Source organism: Lentihominibacter faecis (assembly GCF_014306095.1).
GTDB lineage: Bacteria > Bacillota > Clostridia > Peptostreptococcales > Anaerovoracaceae > Lentihominibacter > Lentihominibacter faecis.
The window spans coordinates 1-16,179 of the sequence record NZ_JACRWC010000101.1; the positions used below are offsets into that span (position 1 = coordinate 1).

16 protein-coding genes are annotated in these 16,179 nt (G+C 45.3%); 1 reads left to right on the plus strand and 15 read right to left on the minus strand.

What is annotated here, in order from left to right:
- The 7 genes from H8876_RS07860 to H8876_RS07890 all read right to left on the minus strand — a co-directional run.
- The coding region (locus H8876_RS07860; protein ID WP_249287280.1) for a cation:proton antiporter at positions 1-952 on the minus strand (952 nt) is incomplete at its 3' end.
- A gap of 21 nt (positions 953-973) precedes the next feature.
- Positions 974-1,918, minus strand: coding sequence for a sensor histidine kinase (locus H8876_RS07865; RefSeq protein ID WP_249287281.1), 945 nt, complete (start codon positions 1,916-1,918; stop codon positions 974-976).
- On the minus strand, positions 1,915-2,607 hold the full coding sequence (locus H8876_RS07870; RefSeq protein WP_249287282.1) for a response regulator: 693 nt from the start codon (positions 2,605-2,607) through the stop codon (positions 1,915-1,917). The genes H8876_RS07865 and H8876_RS07870 overlap by 4 nt, the downstream gene beginning before the upstream one ends.
- Positions 2,604-3,155, minus strand: a complete 552-nt coding sequence (gene nrdG / locus H8876_RS07875; RefSeq protein WP_249287283.1) for an anaerobic ribonucleoside-triphosphate reductase activating protein — start codon at positions 3,153-3,155, stop codon at positions 2,604-2,606. Before nrdG ends, H8876_RS07870 begins: the two co-directional genes overlap by 4 nt.
- A 111-nt stretch (positions 3,156-3,266) precedes the next feature.
- Positions 3,267-4,952: a Na/Pi cotransporter family protein gene (locus H8876_RS07880; RefSeq protein WP_249287284.1), complete on the minus strand. Its 1,686-nt coding sequence runs from the start codon at positions 4,950-4,952 to the stop codon at positions 3,267-3,269.
- A 115-nt stretch (positions 4,953-5,067) separates the two neighbouring features.
- On the minus strand, positions 5,068-6,192 hold the full coding sequence (locus tag H8876_RS07885; protein WP_249287285.1) for a P-loop NTPase family protein: 1,125 nt from the start codon (positions 6,190-6,192) through the stop codon (positions 5,068-5,070).
- 75 nt (positions 6,193-6,267) lie between these two features.
- Positions 6,268-7,008, minus strand: a complete 741-nt coding sequence (locus H8876_RS07890) for a ClpP family protease (protein ID WP_249287286.1) — start codon at positions 7,006-7,008, stop codon at positions 6,268-6,270.
- Positions 7,009-7,092: 84 nt separating this feature from the next.
- Between H8876_RS07890 and H8876_RS07895 the strand changes: the two genes are divergently transcribed.
- On the plus strand, positions 7,093-7,344 hold the full coding sequence (locus H8876_RS07895; protein ID WP_249287287.1) for a YlmC/YmxH family sporulation protein: 252 nt from the start codon (positions 7,093-7,095) through the stop codon (positions 7,342-7,344).
- A 17-nt stretch (positions 7,345-7,361) separates the two neighbouring features.
- Here H8876_RS07895 and H8876_RS07900 read toward each other — a convergent pair whose 3' ends face one another.
- From H8876_RS07900 to H8876_RS07935, 8 genes are all read right to left on the minus strand, one after another.
- On the minus strand, positions 7,362-7,898 hold the full coding sequence (locus tag H8876_RS07900; RefSeq protein WP_249287288.1) for a hypothetical protein: 537 nt from the start codon (positions 7,896-7,898) through the stop codon (positions 7,362-7,364).
- Between the two features lie 50 nt (positions 7,899-7,948).
- Complete coding sequence (locus tag H8876_RS07905) at positions 7,949-9,682, minus strand: ABC transporter ATP-binding protein (RefSeq protein ID WP_249287289.1); 1,734 nt, start codon at positions 9,680-9,682, stop codon at positions 7,949-7,951.
- Complete coding sequence (locus tag H8876_RS07910) at positions 9,679-11,454, minus strand: ABC transporter ATP-binding protein (RefSeq protein WP_249287290.1); 1,776 nt, start codon at positions 11,452-11,454, stop codon at positions 9,679-9,681. The genes H8876_RS07905 and H8876_RS07910 overlap by 4 nt, the downstream gene beginning before the upstream one ends.
- Positions 11,455-11,546: 92 nt before the next feature.
- Positions 11,547-12,167: a TetR/AcrR family transcriptional regulator gene (locus tag H8876_RS07915; protein WP_283241787.1), complete on the minus strand. Its 621-nt coding sequence runs from the start codon at positions 12,165-12,167 to the stop codon at positions 11,547-11,549.
- Between the two features lie 452 nt (positions 12,168-12,619).
- On the minus strand, positions 12,620-12,871 hold the full coding sequence (locus H8876_RS07920; RefSeq protein ID WP_249287291.1) for a hypothetical protein: 252 nt from the start codon (positions 12,869-12,871) through the stop codon (positions 12,620-12,622).
- Between the two features lie 371 nt (positions 12,872-13,242).
- Complete coding sequence (locus H8876_RS07925) at positions 13,243-14,742, minus strand: sodium:solute symporter family protein (protein WP_249287292.1); 1,500 nt, start codon at positions 14,740-14,742, stop codon at positions 13,243-13,245.
- Entirely contained in the window at positions 14,739-15,008 is a 270-nt protein-coding gene (locus H8876_RS07930; protein WP_249287293.1) for a hypothetical protein, read from the minus strand. The genes H8876_RS07925 and H8876_RS07930 overlap by 4 nt, the downstream gene beginning before the upstream one ends.
- Positions 15,009-15,477: 469 nt before the next feature.
- On the minus strand, positions 15,478-16,179 hold a 702-nt coding region (locus tag H8876_RS07935; protein ID WP_249287294.1), incomplete at its 5' end, for a response regulator transcription factor.

Below are 16,179 nucleotides of genomic sequence, written 5' to 3' on the forward strand. Positions count from 1 at the left end.
GCAGTATCCCGAGAGTTGCAAATGTCATCTGTAGTATGGTCACCACGGTAATGATCAATATCGGACCAATATATTCCACCAAAAGCTTTGGATCGATCAGCATACCGACAGCGACAAAGAAAATTGCCCCGAACATATCTTTAAGCGGCATGATGATCCGTTCGATCCGTACCGACTGAACGGTTCCAGCCAGGATCGACCCCGCCATAAATGCACCCAGCGCCGAGGAAAATCCGATCAGATTGGCAATGACCACCATTCCCATACAGATCCCTACCGAAACGACCAGCATCATTTCATCATTTGCCAGAAGCCGGATTTTCTTTAGTAAACTTGGAATCAAATAAATCCCCAGCATAAGCCAGATAGCAAGTTCAATAAACAAAATCCCTAACTCCTGAAACACAGCCAGTCCCGATACGCTCTGGCTGACAGAGATCGTTGACAAAATAATCATCATAAAGATACCTGCGATATCTTCGATCACCAGCGTTCCCAGCACCAGCTGAGCAAATTTCTCCTGCTTCAGTCTGTATTCCTCATAAGCCTTCAAGATGATCATAGTGGAGGACATGGAAAGCATACCGCCAAGGAAAATACAGTCCATTTTTCCCCATCCCAGCAAAGATCCGATGCCGCCTCCAATAAGGATCATCGATCCCATGACAGTCATTGCAGTAACGAACGCGCTACCACCTACAGTTGCCAGCTTTTTAAAGCTGAACTCCAGTCCCAGTGCAAACATCAGAAACACTACTCCGATATTGGCCCAGACATGGATGTCTTCAGATTCGATCACTGTCGGCAAATAGGTGAAGTTCGGGCTGATCAAAAACCCGGCCGCGATATATCCCAGCACAACAGGCTGATTCAACTTTTTAAACAATATGGTTACAATACTCGCAACAATAAAGATCAGTGCGAGATCCTTTATCAAATAATCCAGCTCCAAATGATCCCATCCTTTCTTCTTTTACTTTCTACTATGAAACGTCACATAAAATGTTGCTCCTTGTCCAACCTGGCTTTCCACACGTAACGATGCGCCAAAAAGAACAGCGATGTGTTTTACGATGGAAAGTCCCAGCCCAGTACCTCCTACTTTTTTAGAACGCGATTTATCTACACGATAAAACCGCTCGAACAGCCTCTGATGGTGCTCAGGAGCGATCCCGATCCCTTCATCTCTGACACTGACTTCTATCTCTCCATCTTTTTTCAGTGCCCGCACCCAGATTTTCTGACCTTTATAGGAATATTTGATGGCATTCTCGATCAGGTTCAGCATCATTTGCCGGAATCTGTCCACGGATCCTGATAAATGCATATCCTTATCCAGTTCCTGCAAAATGCAGATTTCCTTTTCTTCCGCAATTGGCTTCAGTATTTCCACCGTACGCTCGATCGCTTCATTGACATTAAATTCCCGGTCCTCGGATTCACGCTTGTTCTCAATATCCGAAAGAACCAGCAGATCCTCGATCAGCCGCTTTAACCGCGAAGTCTCGATAGCAATGATATCAATAAAACGCGATCTGATTTCCGGATCTTCCGCGGCTCCCGCCTGCAACGTTTCAATAAAACCTGAAATCGATGTCAGCGGAGTTTTCAGTTCATGACTGACATTTGCCACAAATTCTCTTCGGATATGTTCTGCCTGCTCACTTTCCTCTGCAGCTTTTTCCAAAGTTTCGATTCTGTTACGATATGGGCGAAACAGATAAAAATATGCCTGTAGTCCGATCAGAACCATAAGGAGTATGCAGCTTGCTGCAAGCCACAGCATTCCAGTACCCATAAGGCGTTCGGATCCATCGGTCTTCAAAATCGGCTGGAAATAGAGTCTCCAGAAGAAAAACAGCAGCAGCAGGATACCTGCCATGGCTTCTGATATCAAAATAATCACTTTATTTTTCATCGTGCTTTGTATCCTTTACCTCTGATCGTTTCGATGTAATGTTCTTCGTTTTTTCCATCAGATAATTTCTGACGGATATGCCGGATATGTACATCCACGGTACGCGTTTCTCCCGCATAATCGATCCCCCAGATATTGTTCAGCAGCTGGTCACGAGAGAAAACATGTCCCCGATGCTCCAGCAAGTACTTCAAAAGTTCAAATTCCTTTAACGTAAAATCCACCTGCTTGCCGGCGACCATCACTTCATGACGTTCCACATTCATCTTCAGATCATCCACCGAAATAACGGTATCCCCATCATTCAAAGAAACACCTTGCACGGCTTCATATCGCCGCAGTACAGCTTTGATCCGCGCCATCATCTCCCGGATCCCAAAAGGCTTTGAAATATAATCATCAGCACCGGATTCCAATCCCGTCACCTTGTCCGTCTCCTCCGTTTTAGCCGTGATCATAATGATCGGAACATTATTTCCCTCTTCTCGCAGTTCTTTGCAGATATCGTACCCGCTTTTCCCCGGGAGCATGAGATCCAGCAATATTAGATCCGGCTTTTCCCGATGTACCATGGTGATCCCCATAATACCGTCTTCGGCTGCAATACCATCGTATCCATTGGTTTTCAGATTATATAAAATCAGTTCCCTTATATTGGGTTCATCCTCGATAATCAAGATTTTTTTCATATCTTCGTCCCTTCTGATGCCTTTGACGGATCCTCCCATAAAATCACGCGCCCTTCTGCCAGAGTCTTTTTTAGATCGATGATCCTTTGGTTAGAAGAGCCTCTAAACTGCAGACTCAGATCTTTTTTCGCCTCAACAAACCGTCCATCGATGAGGACATCGATCAAAGAAAGGATCGTCTCTGTTATCTCACAATGCGGATGAGTGCCTTCTGTCATAAGATCTTCCAGCACAAAACCTGTGTACGCCCACACTGTTTTTTCTGGAAATTCCTGTTTCAGTTTCTGCAAAAACGGCAGTATTCCTCTCTGATTTTCCGGTTCAAAAGGCTCTCCTCCCAGCAGGGTGAATCCGTGAATATAGTCCGGCTTCATCAGCTGCAAAAGTTCTTCCTGTGTTTTTTCTGTAAAGGGTTCTCCATGGGTAAAATCCCAGGTTTCCGGCTGAAAACAATGTTCGCAATGGTTGGTGCATCCCGAAACAAACAAAGAAACTCTTACACCGATCCCATTCGCAATGTCATAATTTTTAATTTCTCCATAATGCATGATGTCAATTCCTTTCCAGTTTATTATATCCTATCCCTTATTTTGAAACAAGGCAGGAATCCCAGGAAATACAATAGCGGCCTGAACCAGACCGCTATCCTCATCGTTTCTTTAGTTTTCTTTCGCTTCAGCCTCTTTAATATTGATATCTTCGAGAACCTTGTTGGCAATGTTGTCACAACAGTCTCCGATTTTTTCAATGTAGTGGATCACATCCGTATATATAACGGTAAATTCCGGGGAACACTCTCTTCGATTAAGACGTTCCATATGCTTGAGCCTTAAATTTGCTTCCAGTTTATTCATGCGTATTTCTTCCCGCTTGATATCCTTTGCCAGTTCGAAATCGCCGGTGCTGAGAGCCTGAATCGCCTCATTGACCATCTTGGTTCCCTGTTCGAAGCACTGGTAGATCTCAGCGCATGCATTCTCTGAAAACTCGTATCCATTCTTTGTTTTTTCTATCGCGAAGTGAGCGATATCCTTGCAGTGATCTCCAATATGCTCTATGTCTGAAACCACATGGAACAGCCCGGAAATAGTTTCCGCCTGGTGCTCCGTCACAGACTCAGCCGATAAGATCGAAGAAAGATATTTCGTGATCTTGTCTCGTAAATTGTTTACGATCAGTTCTCTTTTCAAAACAGCATCAGCAGCTTCCAGGTCGTTGCCTAAAAACGCTTTTTTTGTTTCAATGACCATTTCACTGGAAATCTGCGCCATTCTAGCCAGTTCTTTCTTTGCCATATGGATCGCTGCAAACGGCCGGTCAAGCAAATTGTAGTCCAGATAGATCGGATCCATTGGATCTCTTTCCGCATCATGACCCGGAATCAGCTTTTCAACAACACGAACCAGACCTCCGATCAAAGGAATGAATACGATGGTCGTCGCAATGTTGAAGCACAAGTGCGCGTTAGCGATCTGCCTGGAAATAACATTCAGCTCATTTCCATCTGGTGATATCGCCTGAATGAATTCCGCAATATACGGGGTAAACCAAATAAACAGCAGCGTTCCGCCAACATTAAACAATGTGTGCGCGATCGCAGTACGCTTTGCATTGACTGAACCACCAATAGATGCCAGCAGTGCCGTTACCGTCGTTCCGATATTCGTACCAAAAAGGATCGGGATCGCTCCTACCAGACCCACGATACTTGTGACGCCATCAGGTCCGGCAGTGCTTGCAAGATTCTGCAGCACCGCGATGGAAGCAGAACTGCTCTGGATGATCGCAGTCAGAAGGGCTCCAACGACAACGCCCAGCGCCGGCGAATCAGATACCTTAAGCATGATATCCGCAAACAGCTGAGTCTTCGATAGAGGCTCCATGGCATCGCCCATGATGTTCAGACCTACAAACAGGACACCAAAGGAGAAAATCGTTTGTCCGATATCCATGACTTTTTCATTTTTGTTAAGAAAAAAGTACATGATGAACCCGCTAATAACGAAAATCCAGGCGTAATCACCGATCTGGAACGCAACCAGCTGTGCCGTTATAGTCGTTCCGATATTCGCACCGATGATAATGCTGATCGCCTGTTTCAGATTCATCAGACCGGCAGTAACGAAACCGATGACCATGACTGTCGTAGCACTGCTGCTTTGCAGCACCGCAGTAGTCGCTGCACCGGCCAGTACGCCGATAAAGACATTCCTTGTCAGTAACGATAAAATGTTCTTCATTTTCTCGCCGGCAGCCTTCTGCAGACCATCGCTCATCAAATTCATCCCATAGATAAACAATGCCAGTCCGCCAAACAGCGCCAGTGCAATCTGTAATCCTTCCACTTCTGTTCCTCATTTCCAAAATCATAGCAATATAACATACAACAATTAGTTCCATTGTATTGTTAAATCTAACGGGGGGAAAGACACTGTTTGTTAAGTAAATGTTAAGATTATGTTAAGGCTCTAGCAGTTTTTCCGCCACTGCTGCGATCCCGGTTTGAAAAGCACCCTCTTCCGCCAGACGTTTTCCCTTTTTCTCGTCAGAAAAATAACGGCTTTTACCCAGAAACAACTGACATGGCAATATAGGATCCTCATCTCCGTTTACAATGCTTGCGGATGCCTCCTGCAAAAGTTCTTCCTCCGTTACACGGTTTACCACCTTAACGAATTTTTCCAGAACCGTTTCACTGCATCTGCAAATCAAATACTGCATATACTGTGCTTCTCGAAAAGCACTGCTCTGCGCCGATGCAATCAGGCATACTTTTTCTGCCAGTTCAATGCATGTCAGATCAAGAGGGGAAAGAGAATCCCCTGCATCCAGCAAAATGGTATCATAGCGTCCGCTTTGCATCAGGGAATCCAGAAATAAAGAAAACTCTTCCGGATCCAGCTCTCGCAGCGGATTCCTCCCCCTTGTGGGCGCAAACGTTTCAAGCCCAAACTCATCACGTATCACGTATCCGTCTAAAAAAGGCATCTCGGATATCACATCTTCCCCTGCCATTTTGTGAAACAAATGATACAGATATCTCCCCATTGATTTTGCTCCACTATAGCTTGAAAAGAAGTTTTCCGTCGATTCCACCTCTTCCAGGGAAAGATACAATACCTTTCGCTGATGATACCGGCACAGTTCCCTTCCCACTGCTACTGCTGCAGTACTGCACCCGGCACCGCCTTCCCAGGACGTAAAAGCAAAAATTCGAATATCAGGTCTTGCCACATTGACTGGATGACGCCCGGTCAGATTTTCATAAATCTCGAAAATATCCGAAACAAAAGACTGGGCACAGCTGTAGCGATAAAGACAGAATTCTTTTTTCCGAAAATCCATGCGGATCATGGATGGTTTTTCTACCAGTTGTATCATACGACCTTGCATGGCATCTGCTTCCTCCGGCAGTTCTCCATCCCATATGATCAGATCAGATGAATTTTTCTCATTATCCTGCAGGATTTCCTGCGGGTTTAAAATGCGGATCATAAAGGATCGACAAACGTGCAGCAAACCTAACCCCAATGCTTTTCCATACTCCTGGTCACTGCTGACTAATACGATTGTAATATGTTCCATATGGTATCCCCCTTTGTCATGGAATTATATTCCATATATCTATTTATCAGATGATACCATGTTTTCCTTTTATTGTCAATCAGTCGATATGGAAATTTCCTTCTCCAGCTCATCGGCCTTTGCCACTCTTCGACGCAGCTCCCCAAGTGCCTGGGAAACGCCGCCCACTGCATCGATTATCCCTGCGTCTACGGCCTCCTTACCAAACAGGATCGTCCCAACGTCGTTAGACATATTATCACTACAATTCATCAGTTCTGTCACCCTCTTTCTGGTAGCTCTGGAATGACCTGCGATAAAATCGATGACCCGGTCCTGCGTTTTTCTCATATAATCAAAGGTCGTCTCCGCCGTGATCACCAGCCCTGTGGTTCGGATCGGATGCAGTGTCATAGTGGCCGTACCCGCAATAAACGAATAATCTGTTGCCGTCGCCAGCGGGATGCCAATGCTGTGACCGCCACCCAGCACCAGCGAAACTGTCGGCTTAGAAAGGGTCGCGATCATTTCCGCCAGTGCAAGCCCGGCTTCTACATCACCACCCATGGTATTGAGGATCACCAGAAGACCTCTCAGTTTCGGATTTTCCTCCACTGCGATCAGCTGCGGGATCAAGTGCTCATACTTGGTCGTTTTGTTTTCCATGGGCAGTGCGATATGCCCCTCGATGCTTCCGATGATGCTGATATACTGTAGATCACTTTCAAAATCAGTTCCCGGTGCAGCCAGTCCCAATTCCCGGATCAGATCCGCAGCGCCTGCATCACTATCCTCCGATCTCGGTTTCTGTTCTTTTTTCTTTTCTTTTGCGTTCATATTTCCCTCCAGAATATAATACTATTACTAGTATCTGCAAAGTGTCCGCCGCTTATGCGGCAAGTCGCAGAAAGGAGATCGATCATGTTGTTAAGTGAAATAGGAAATAAAGAAATCGTAGATCTTTCCACCGGATGCAGTCATGGAGAATTATGGAACGCCGAACTGCTTTTCGAGAAAAAAAGCGGCAAAATAAAAGCGGTGCTCGTACCATCGATACAAAGCACCGGCCTGTTTCAAAAAGCTCCAGAAGAACTGTGTCAGCTTCCCTGGAACAGTATTGTCATCATCGGAGAGGACATGATAATTTTTCAATCTTATCCACCGAATCTTTAAACCAGATCCGTTTACAGTTATTTTTCCGAACCGCTCTGAAAATGTCTCCCTGTATAGTTGTATTTAATATCAATGGAAACGAGAGCTCTGGAAAGTGCCGCCGGATTGACACCGTTCAGAGCCGCCTTCAGATTATCATCCAGATCATAGTAGGTCAGAAAATGTTCTCGGAATTCCTTCAACGAATGGAAGTCCTCGATCTTTTCTCCCCGCTTACCGAAAATATCACAGATTTCTCCCATCACAAACGCAAAAATCTGCATCAGATTACTGGTCATCTGTACTCTGAGTTCCTTGCCGTCCACTTTGAACCCTTCCTTTGCCAGCTTGTCAAAGGTAAGTTTTTCTTTATTCTCCAGCATTTTATGGTACCGGATGATTGCAGGGTTCAGCTTCTCCTTGTTGGGTTCATACCAGTCCTTCATAACATCGATGATCATCGATGCCAGATTTTCCGGATCGCCGCCGTACCAGAGAGTTTCTCTGTGAAATCCGCTGACCGTCTCCTCGACTACGATTGCCATATACATTGCGCTTCCTGCCTGCTGTGCCATAATTATCTATTCATCCTTTCCCTGAAATCTTAGAACATTATAACACCGGATCAGACAATCGTCCATCCCTGACTTTGGTTCTGCAGACGTACCATTTCCGCATAGATCCCATCCTGCTTCAGAAGTTCCTCTGCTGTACCTTCTTCCGCCATCTGACCTTCTGAGAGCACAATGATCTTGTCAGCTCCCGCAACAGTACGCATTCTGTGGGCGATGACGATGACCGTCTTATCTCTGATCAGCCTGGAAAGGGCCGTCTGGATCATTGTTTCATTCTCTACGTCCAAAGATGCCGTCGCTTCATCCAGCAAAATAATCGGAGCGTTCTTTAAAAATGCCCGGGCGATAGAGATTCGCTGCCGCTCTCCTCCTGACAGCTGGCTGCCGTTTTCTCCGATCTCCGTATCGTATCCCTTCGGCAGTTTTTCTGCAAAGGCGTCGCAGTTGGCAAGTCTGGCTGCTTCCAGGACTTCTTCGTCCGTTGCATCCTTTCTGCCCAGGCGGATATTTTCCATGATGGAGCTGTTGAACAGCGTTACATCCTGGAATACGATGGAATACAGAGACAGCAGAGTTTCCGGCTCGATCTTCGCGATATCCATGCCGCCTACGGTGATTTTTCCTGCATCCGGATCCCAGAACCGGGCTGCCAGACGTGATACCGTCGTCTTACCGGAGCCGGAAGGTCCAACGAATGCCGTGACCTCACCCTGCTTTGCCGTAAAGGACAGATCTTTCAGCACGTTTTCTTTTTTATTGTAAGAGAATGTTACGTGATCGAACTTTATATCATAGTCCCGATTGGTCAGTTCTTCTCTTCCATCCTGTACAGGATGATCCAGGATCTCGTTCATACGTCCCACGTTGGTCCGGATGCTGATGATGGCTGCCAGGTTCTGCAGTGCCGCCTGCATGGGATCGTACAGTCTGGACACTACCAAAAGAAACAGGAAGAATGTCAGCACGTCCAGTGACCCTTTTAAGAGAAGGGATGCTCCCGCAAGAGCTGTCGTCGCGATACCGAGCTTTAAGATCATATTTGCGGATGTTACAAATACAGCCGTTCCAAATTCGCACTTTACAGCCTGTTGTTCCACTGCGTCGATCTTGTCGTACAATCCGACCAGATAATCAGCTTCTGCATTGTTTGCCTTTAGATCCTGCACCGATTCGATACACTCCTGGATGCCATCAGCACAGGCCATCTTCGCATCCATGGACTTATCGCTCAACTTCTGCTGCACCTTTGCAGAAAGCCCTACGATAGCATAGGCAACCGGCAGTACCCACAGTGATGCTGCCGCCATGCGCCAGTCAAAAAAGAACAGGCTTGCAGCAATGAGCACCGTCGAGATCAGCGAACCTGCAAACGGCGGAATAAAATGGGAAAACGCTGTTTCCAAAGCCGTACAATCCGCCATGATGGTACTTGTCAGATCTGCCAGATCTTTCTTCCCGAAAAAGGATAATGGAATCTTCCGAAGCTTTTCTGCCAAGGTGATACGCCGCGTTCCCGTCTCCACATAAGTTGCCAGGAATGTGGTGTTGTACTGCCAGTATGTGATCCCGTAGATCAGCGCCAGGCAGAACAAAGCACCAACGACATAAAATGCGATCCTGCTGCCATGGATGCCTCCATCCAAAAGATCTCCCACAAAGAAATACAACAGACTGACCGGAAACATGAATGCGATATTCTGGACTGTGCAGGCAATGACTCCCTGCACCAGATCCTTGGCCCCGCGCTCCGAAAGCGCGTATCTATGTTGAAGTTTTTCTATCATTTTATGACCTCCTTTTCCACTTTCCACTGGATCGAAGATGCGTAATCCATCATCATTTCTGCAAAGATTCCGCCCTGCTTCTGCAGGTCATCCAAGCTCCCCGACTCAGCGATCTTACCGTCTTTCAAAACGAAGATCCGATCAGCACCGGCTACTGTTGAAAGCCTGTGGGCGATGAGGATGACCGTCTTGTCCTTTGCAAGAGCAGCCAGTGCCTCCTGGATGCGAACTTCATTGTCCGGGTCGGCATAGGCCGTCGCTTCGTCCAGGATCAGGATCGGAGCATTCTTTAAAACAGCCCGGGCGATGCTGATACGCTGCTGTTCCCCACCGGAGAGATATATGCCTTCCGTGCCAAGGATCGTATGGATGCCATCCGGGAACTTTGCAATAATATCTATGCACTGTGCCTGCTTCAGAGCCTGCAGAACATCTTCTTCAGAAGCCGATGGTCTTGCCATGCGCACGTTTTCCAGAATAGAGCCTTTCAGAAGTCGGCTGTTCTGGAAGACAAAGGAAACCGTCTCCATCAGCTTAGTCTTCGGAATCTCCTTTACATCAACGCCCCCGATAAAAACCTGTCCTTCATCTGCATCAAAGAACCGGCTGATGATATTGGCCAGCGTAGTCTTGCCTCCGCCGGACGGCCCTACGAAAGCCACAGTCTCACCGGAAGCGATATCCAGGGAAATGTGGTTCAGTGCCTTTTCTTCCCCATCGTAACTATACGATACATTTTTAAGGGATACGGACGAATCCTTCGGCAGCTTCTTCCCGTTCTCCGGAAGCGGTTCCAGATCCAGCAGTTCATCGATGCGTTTCATGGAATCTTCCAGCAGCATCGTATTCTCACTTTGGAACATGATCTTGGTCATAGTCACTGTCAGCACCGGAGTGATGATAATATAGAATAAAATATTAAGTATTAGATCATTGCTCAGACTTCCCGTCGCCAGCCATAGCCCTCCGCCGAGGATAAAAGCGAAAACTCCGTGGATCAACATGGTCAGAAGACACATCGGGTGACGCATACTCTTGGTATAGGATATGGCCCATTCGCTGTAATGGTCGATGGAATCCTTGAACCGGCGAAACGAAAATACGGTCTGCCCAAAGGTCTTGACTACTGGAATTCCCCGCACGTATTCCACCGCTTCGTTGGACATATCCCCCAATGCATTCTGGTATTCGTTCATCTTTTCTTTGAGCCCCGGTCCCGTCATCTGCGTCATCATGACCACAAAGCTCAGTGCGATAGGCACCAGACAGAAGATCCCGAACCGCCAGTCAAAGGCGAAGAGCATAAAGATAAGCCCCACTGGAGTCACATAAGCTCCTACCATGTCCGGCAGCTGATGAGCCAGATAGGTTTCCGTCGAAGCGGAGCATTCATTGACGGTTTTTCTGACCTTGCCGCTTCCCAGACGTTCCATAACGCCAAAAGGCAGGGTCATGATATGGTTCATCATGTTCTTTCGCAGATTGGCCTGCACACGAAAGGCTGCGATATGGGAGCACATCAGCCCGGCTATGTATATCAGCATGGACGCCACTGCCGTAATCAGGGCCATCCAGCCGTTATAGGTAAGTCCTGTCGCCCGGGTAAAATCCGGCATGACATTTAATACTTCCTGTATGATTTTCCACAGGAAGTAAAACGGAAGCAGAGCCAGTACCGCGCTGACTCCCGACAAAATCCAGGAAAGATAGACTAGTACCCTATACGGGTCTGCATAATTTATCAATCGTCTTAAATTAGATTGCTTTTTCAAGTAAAAAACCTCCTTTGCTTTTATACTTTTTTCAGAAACAATGGGGCAAAGCAGAGTTAGATTTCGCTAACCCGGAACCCGAAAAAATGGGACTATTCCTGTCCCATCAATTTCATCCAGCCTGCAGTATAAAACGCCTGCATTTCTTCCAGATACAGCATCGCTTCTTCCCACGGCACCTGGTGGAGCACGAGTTCTAAGTATGTATTGAACATTCCCGTGATAATGATGTGTTCCAATCTTGGAGAAATCGGTGGTGACGGATTTCCCAGATCTTCCAGAACCTGCAGATACTTGTGTGTCGCTTTACTTTCGATCTCGACCAGCTCATCAAGGAAGTTCGCATATCGGGTGCCCTCCGCCTTGCTGATGAGCATCTGGCATTCTTCTATGTGCTCATAGCAGTACTGCAAAATTTCCAGCATGCAGTTTCCCGATACCTTCCCCATATTTTCCGGCTGCTGTTCTGCCGGCAATGCGGCAAATTCTTCCTGCACCTGGCAAAAACGGCTCATGATGTGGTCGTAATGGGGTCCGACAATGGCTTCGAAAAGCCCTTCCTTGTCCTTGAATCTGGTATAAATGGAGCCTGTTGTGGTTCCTGCCTGTGCCGCAATAGTTCTGAGGGAGGCATCCATATACCCCTTCTTCAGGAACTCCTTGCGTGCATATTCTATGATGCGTTCATATACGCCTTCTATCTGCTTTGCCAATTGTTTTCCTCCATCTATAACGATGTTATATAACACTGTTATGAATATACCAGACTTCTTATTTCCTGTCAATGATTTCACAGAAAAAAAGCCAGCCTGCTCACAGACCAGCTTCGACTGCTGGTGATCGTGCACAGGCAGACTCTGTGATTTCGTCACATTGTTTTCATCCCAAATCTCCCCCGATGACTGTATCGGTGGGATGAAATATATGAGATTTTCTGATAATGGTAGATATTCGCAGCAATCCATTGGAAATATTTTGCATAATTTCATCCCGAATAGTAATGCCGTACTATATCTGAGGATGAAAACCTTGGAATTGTCGGATCAAATGCTAGGATTGGGGACATTGCAGGTGTCAGTTGTTGATTATTTCATCCTACTGAATAAGGCAACGGGGGTAACGGGATGAAAACAACGTAACAAAGATATTGAGAGAAAAAACGAAGTTAACGAATCAAACTTGATACACGATCAAAATCTTCTTTGCGAACATAAATCTTATATTCATAGGAATACTTTTGATCAATTCCATAATTACCCGTACGTGCCCTTTGCACTCCAGCTGGAGCTGAACTCTGAAGGTTTGTGGTCTTTACTGCATAATCAATACCCTTTGAAGATAATATTTCACATATATCTGCCTGCCGCTTCATATCAAAAGTAATCAACAGTTCTTTTCTATTAAAAACAGTAATCATCTTTTCCTCCTTGACTCCTCCATTTACCGGATTCTGGCATTATGTACAGTAATAAAGGATCACTCCCATAATTACCGCACGGCAGAGACATGCTACTCCAAAGACCAGCATCTCACGCAGTCCATACAACAAAAGGAATGGTATTTCCTTTAGAAAAGCTGGGGATTCGAACATCGAATTTCCATCTGTATGTTATTATTCCGTTTTCTGTCAGATCCCAGGAAACTTTTGTTTTTTTCATTAGCTTCCAGTTCCTGACCCTAAAAAACTTTGATTAGTCAGAAATCACACCGCCCGAATAAATCTGACGGTGTGATTTCTGTTGATACACTTAGACTTACAGGATATAAATTTGAGAGAGGAGTATTGCCTTAACTGTAGAAGCCTACCTGATGATAGTAATCAGCATACTGCTGCTTTAATTCATCCATAAGCTTCTGCGGTCTTGGTTTCGTAACAAGCGATACGATAACAAATACCACTATGTTGCACAGGAATGCAAGCAATCCTGCTCCTCCGTTGGCAAATGGTCCCGGAGCTGTCATCAAGCCAAGTCCGTACACGGCATTGATGCCACCACCTACAAGAACTCCTGCTACAGCTCCCGCTACAGAGGAACGTTTCCAGAAGAGTGCGCCGCATGTTGGCACCATTACCTGTGCTGTAAATCCCAATGTTACCAGACCGATGGATACCAGCAGACCTGGAACATACAGACACATGATATATGCCATTGCCGAGAATACAAGCAGAGCGATACGCCCAACCCAGATGGTTCTTCTTTCTGACATGTTCTTGTTGATATAATGTCTGTGGAGATCCATGGTGTATACGGTCGATATTGCCAGCACCTGTGCGTTCGCTGTTGACATTGCCGCCGCAGCACCACAAGCCATGAGTACTGATCCAAGAACAAACGGAGCATTATTGAACAATACCGTAGGGAGAATGTAATCTGCATTACTGTTAATCAACTCCCCTACATCAGGATAAATTACTTTCCCCGCATTACCTGTCAGACACGAACCCACATAAGCAATTGCCGCGAGTGCAAGCAGGAATGGCATCATGTCAAAGGTCTTAGGCGAAGACGTCGCATAGAATCGTGCCCACAGCTGAGGTCCCATAAATGAACCTATCGGAGTGATGATAAACATCGTCAGCCACTTCATCCATGCACCGTCCTGTAATACAGTGTGTCCTGGGAACATTTCCTCCACTGTTCTGAACATCGCCGCAGGACCTCCTACCAGGCTTGCCACATACAATCCAGCAAAGATCATACCGAAGAACAAAAGAACGCCATAGAATATATCACACCATGCAATAGCTCTGATCCCGCCTGCCCATACATAGATAATGATTACAAGATAAAACAACAGTGCTGCCACAGCGAATGGAATAAGATCACCAGATGCAACCTGTATCAGATATGCTCCTCCTGACAATTGCACCTGCAGATAAGGAACAGTACCAACGATCATAATGATTGCAATCAAATTTCCAAGTCCTACAGATCCGTACTGGTGTTTGAAGAAGTCTGTAGCGGTCACATATCCATTAAGCTTACCAAAATACCATATTTTCTTACCTACGCCGAAGTAGAGAATTCCGAAAAGCACATTCCATGCGATAGCAGTCCAGTATAAAGGTCCGGTTGTATAAAAATATCCATTTGACCCCAAGAATGCGAATGCACTCCACCATGTTGCTGCAACAGAGAAAAATACTGCAACTGGCCCCATAGATCTTGACTGAATGAAGTAGTCCTCAGCCGAACCCGAAGCTTTCCTTTGGGCAATAAATCCTATCGCTAACGGAAAAATCATAAAGAAGCCAATTACACATAAAGCTATTATATTTTGACTCATGCTTTGTCACCTCCTTCAGATTCTTCTGTTTCCGGATTAGTCACAGGTTCTCCCCAGTTGCTTTTCCAGGCAATCCCGATTACGATCACCAGGTACGCCCAGCAAATCAGGTTCCACCCGTAGATAAACGGAAGTCCGAAAATGTACGGCTCCGACATCTTCTGAAAAAAGAACACACCTAGGAACTCCATACAGGCAAAGCCAACTATCATTAATATCCAGAATAATTTAGCCTTGCCGGACATCTTTGCGTCTTTAGGTCTCATTTTTTCCTCCTTTCTAAAACTAACCATGTGTTTATTTTGAGGTTATAATACCATGTCTACTTTAATACCTTTTTAACGAAACCTTAAACCTGTCTAAAAAAGATTTTCAATTGAAAAACATCTCTATCTTTTCAGGTCTTTCTTGCACCGTATACTATATATGGTGTTATATCTGTAATCACTGTACTGTTTATGGTGTGCTGCATTTATATTTCAGGGGAGGTGATTCTATAAAAAAACAGAGTAGCAAAATTGAAATGAATTCTGACTGCTCTGTTGTTTTTCAAAAATCTATGCTGTTTTTACTATATACATAGCTGATGAGGACACCACAAAGACCTATCTCTTTCCCTCTTCATTGCGCTCTACCACGTTTCACCATACATACGCCATGCCACAAAAGCAAATAACGCTATAAGTCCTACTACACAGCAGATCCTTGTAATGATTATTTTTTTTGTAAGTTTTATCATTTCACGACCTCCTTCCGTTTTTTCTGTTGCAGAAGCTGATGATTAAATTTATATCCAAGTCCTCTTAGACTGAGAATATATTTATAGTTGTTTTCATTATTTTCTATTTTCTTTCTTAGATTGCTTATGTAGACCATTATTGTGTTTTTATCGCCCTGCAGACTCTCTTCTTTCCACGCATGTTCAAAGAGCTGTTCTGCGCTATAAATCCTTTTAGGGTGTTTTATGAAGAGCAATAGCATATCAAATTCTTTGACCGTAAGGCTGACTTCATCGTTATCCACCCATACTTCTCTTGTTGTAGCATTTAGAACAAGACCTGGAGCTTTATAGATTTCTTCTTCCTCCGTGCCGATTGAACTCATATCTATTCTTCGAAGATTGGCTTTTACCCTCGCTATAAGTTCTCCTGGAAGAAATGGTTTTGTAATATAGTCATCTCCCCCTACTGATAATGCGATGATTTTATCCAGTTCCTGATCCTTGCAGCTTACAAACAGCACGGGCGCATTGGTATGCTTTCTTATTTCCAGACAGGCGTCTACACCGTTTATATCCGGAAGCATGATATCAAGAAGAATAAGATCGGGTCTGTTTTTTTTAACAGCCTCAACGGCTCCCATTCCATCCCCTGCCTCCATCGTCAGAAACCCTTCTTTTTCAAGATATGATTTTATAAGGATCCTTATTGCTCCTGT

Bases quoted from the DNA above. Each gene is read 5' to 3' on its own strand.
- H8876_RS07865 (WP_249287281.1), bottom strand. From the start codon at position 1,918: ATGAAAAATAAAGTGATTATTTTGATATCAGAAGCCATGGCAGGTATC.
- H8876_RS07870 (WP_249287282.1), bottom strand. From the start codon at position 2,607: ATGAAAAAAATCTTGATTATCGAGGATGAACCCAATATAAGGGAACTG.
- nrdG (WP_249287283.1), bottom strand. From the start codon at position 3,155: ATGCATTATGGAGAAATTAAAAATTATGACATTGCGAATGGGATCGGT.
- H8876_RS07885 (WP_249287285.1), bottom strand. From the start codon at position 6,192: ATGGAACATATTACAATCGTATTAGTCAGCAGTGACCAGGAGTATGGA.
- H8876_RS07890 (WP_249287286.1), bottom strand. From the start codon at position 7,008: ATGAACGCAAAAGAAAAGAAAAAAGAACAGAAACCGAGATCGGAGGAT.
- H8876_RS07895 (WP_249287287.1), top strand. From the start codon at position 7,093: ATGTTGTTAAGTGAAATAGGAAATAAAGAAATCGTAGATCTTTCCACC.
- H8876_RS07900 (WP_249287288.1), bottom strand. From the start codon at position 7,898: ATGGCACAGCAGGCAGGAAGCGCAATGTATATGGCAATCGTAGTCGAG.
- H8876_RS07905 (WP_249287289.1), bottom strand. From the start codon at position 9,682: ATGATAGAAAAACTTCAACATAGATACGCGCTTTCGGAGCGCGGGGCC.
- H8876_RS07920 (WP_249287291.1), bottom strand. From the start codon at position 12,871: ATGATTACTGTTTTTAATAGAAAAGAACTGTTGATTACTTTTGATATG.
- H8876_RS07925 (WP_249287292.1), bottom strand. From the start codon at position 14,742: ATGAGTCAAAATATAATAGCTTTATGTGTAATTGGCTTCTTTATGATT.
- H8876_RS07930 (WP_249287293.1), bottom strand. From the start codon at position 15,008: ATGAGACCTAAAGACGCAAAGATGTCCGGCAAGGCTAAATTATTCTGG.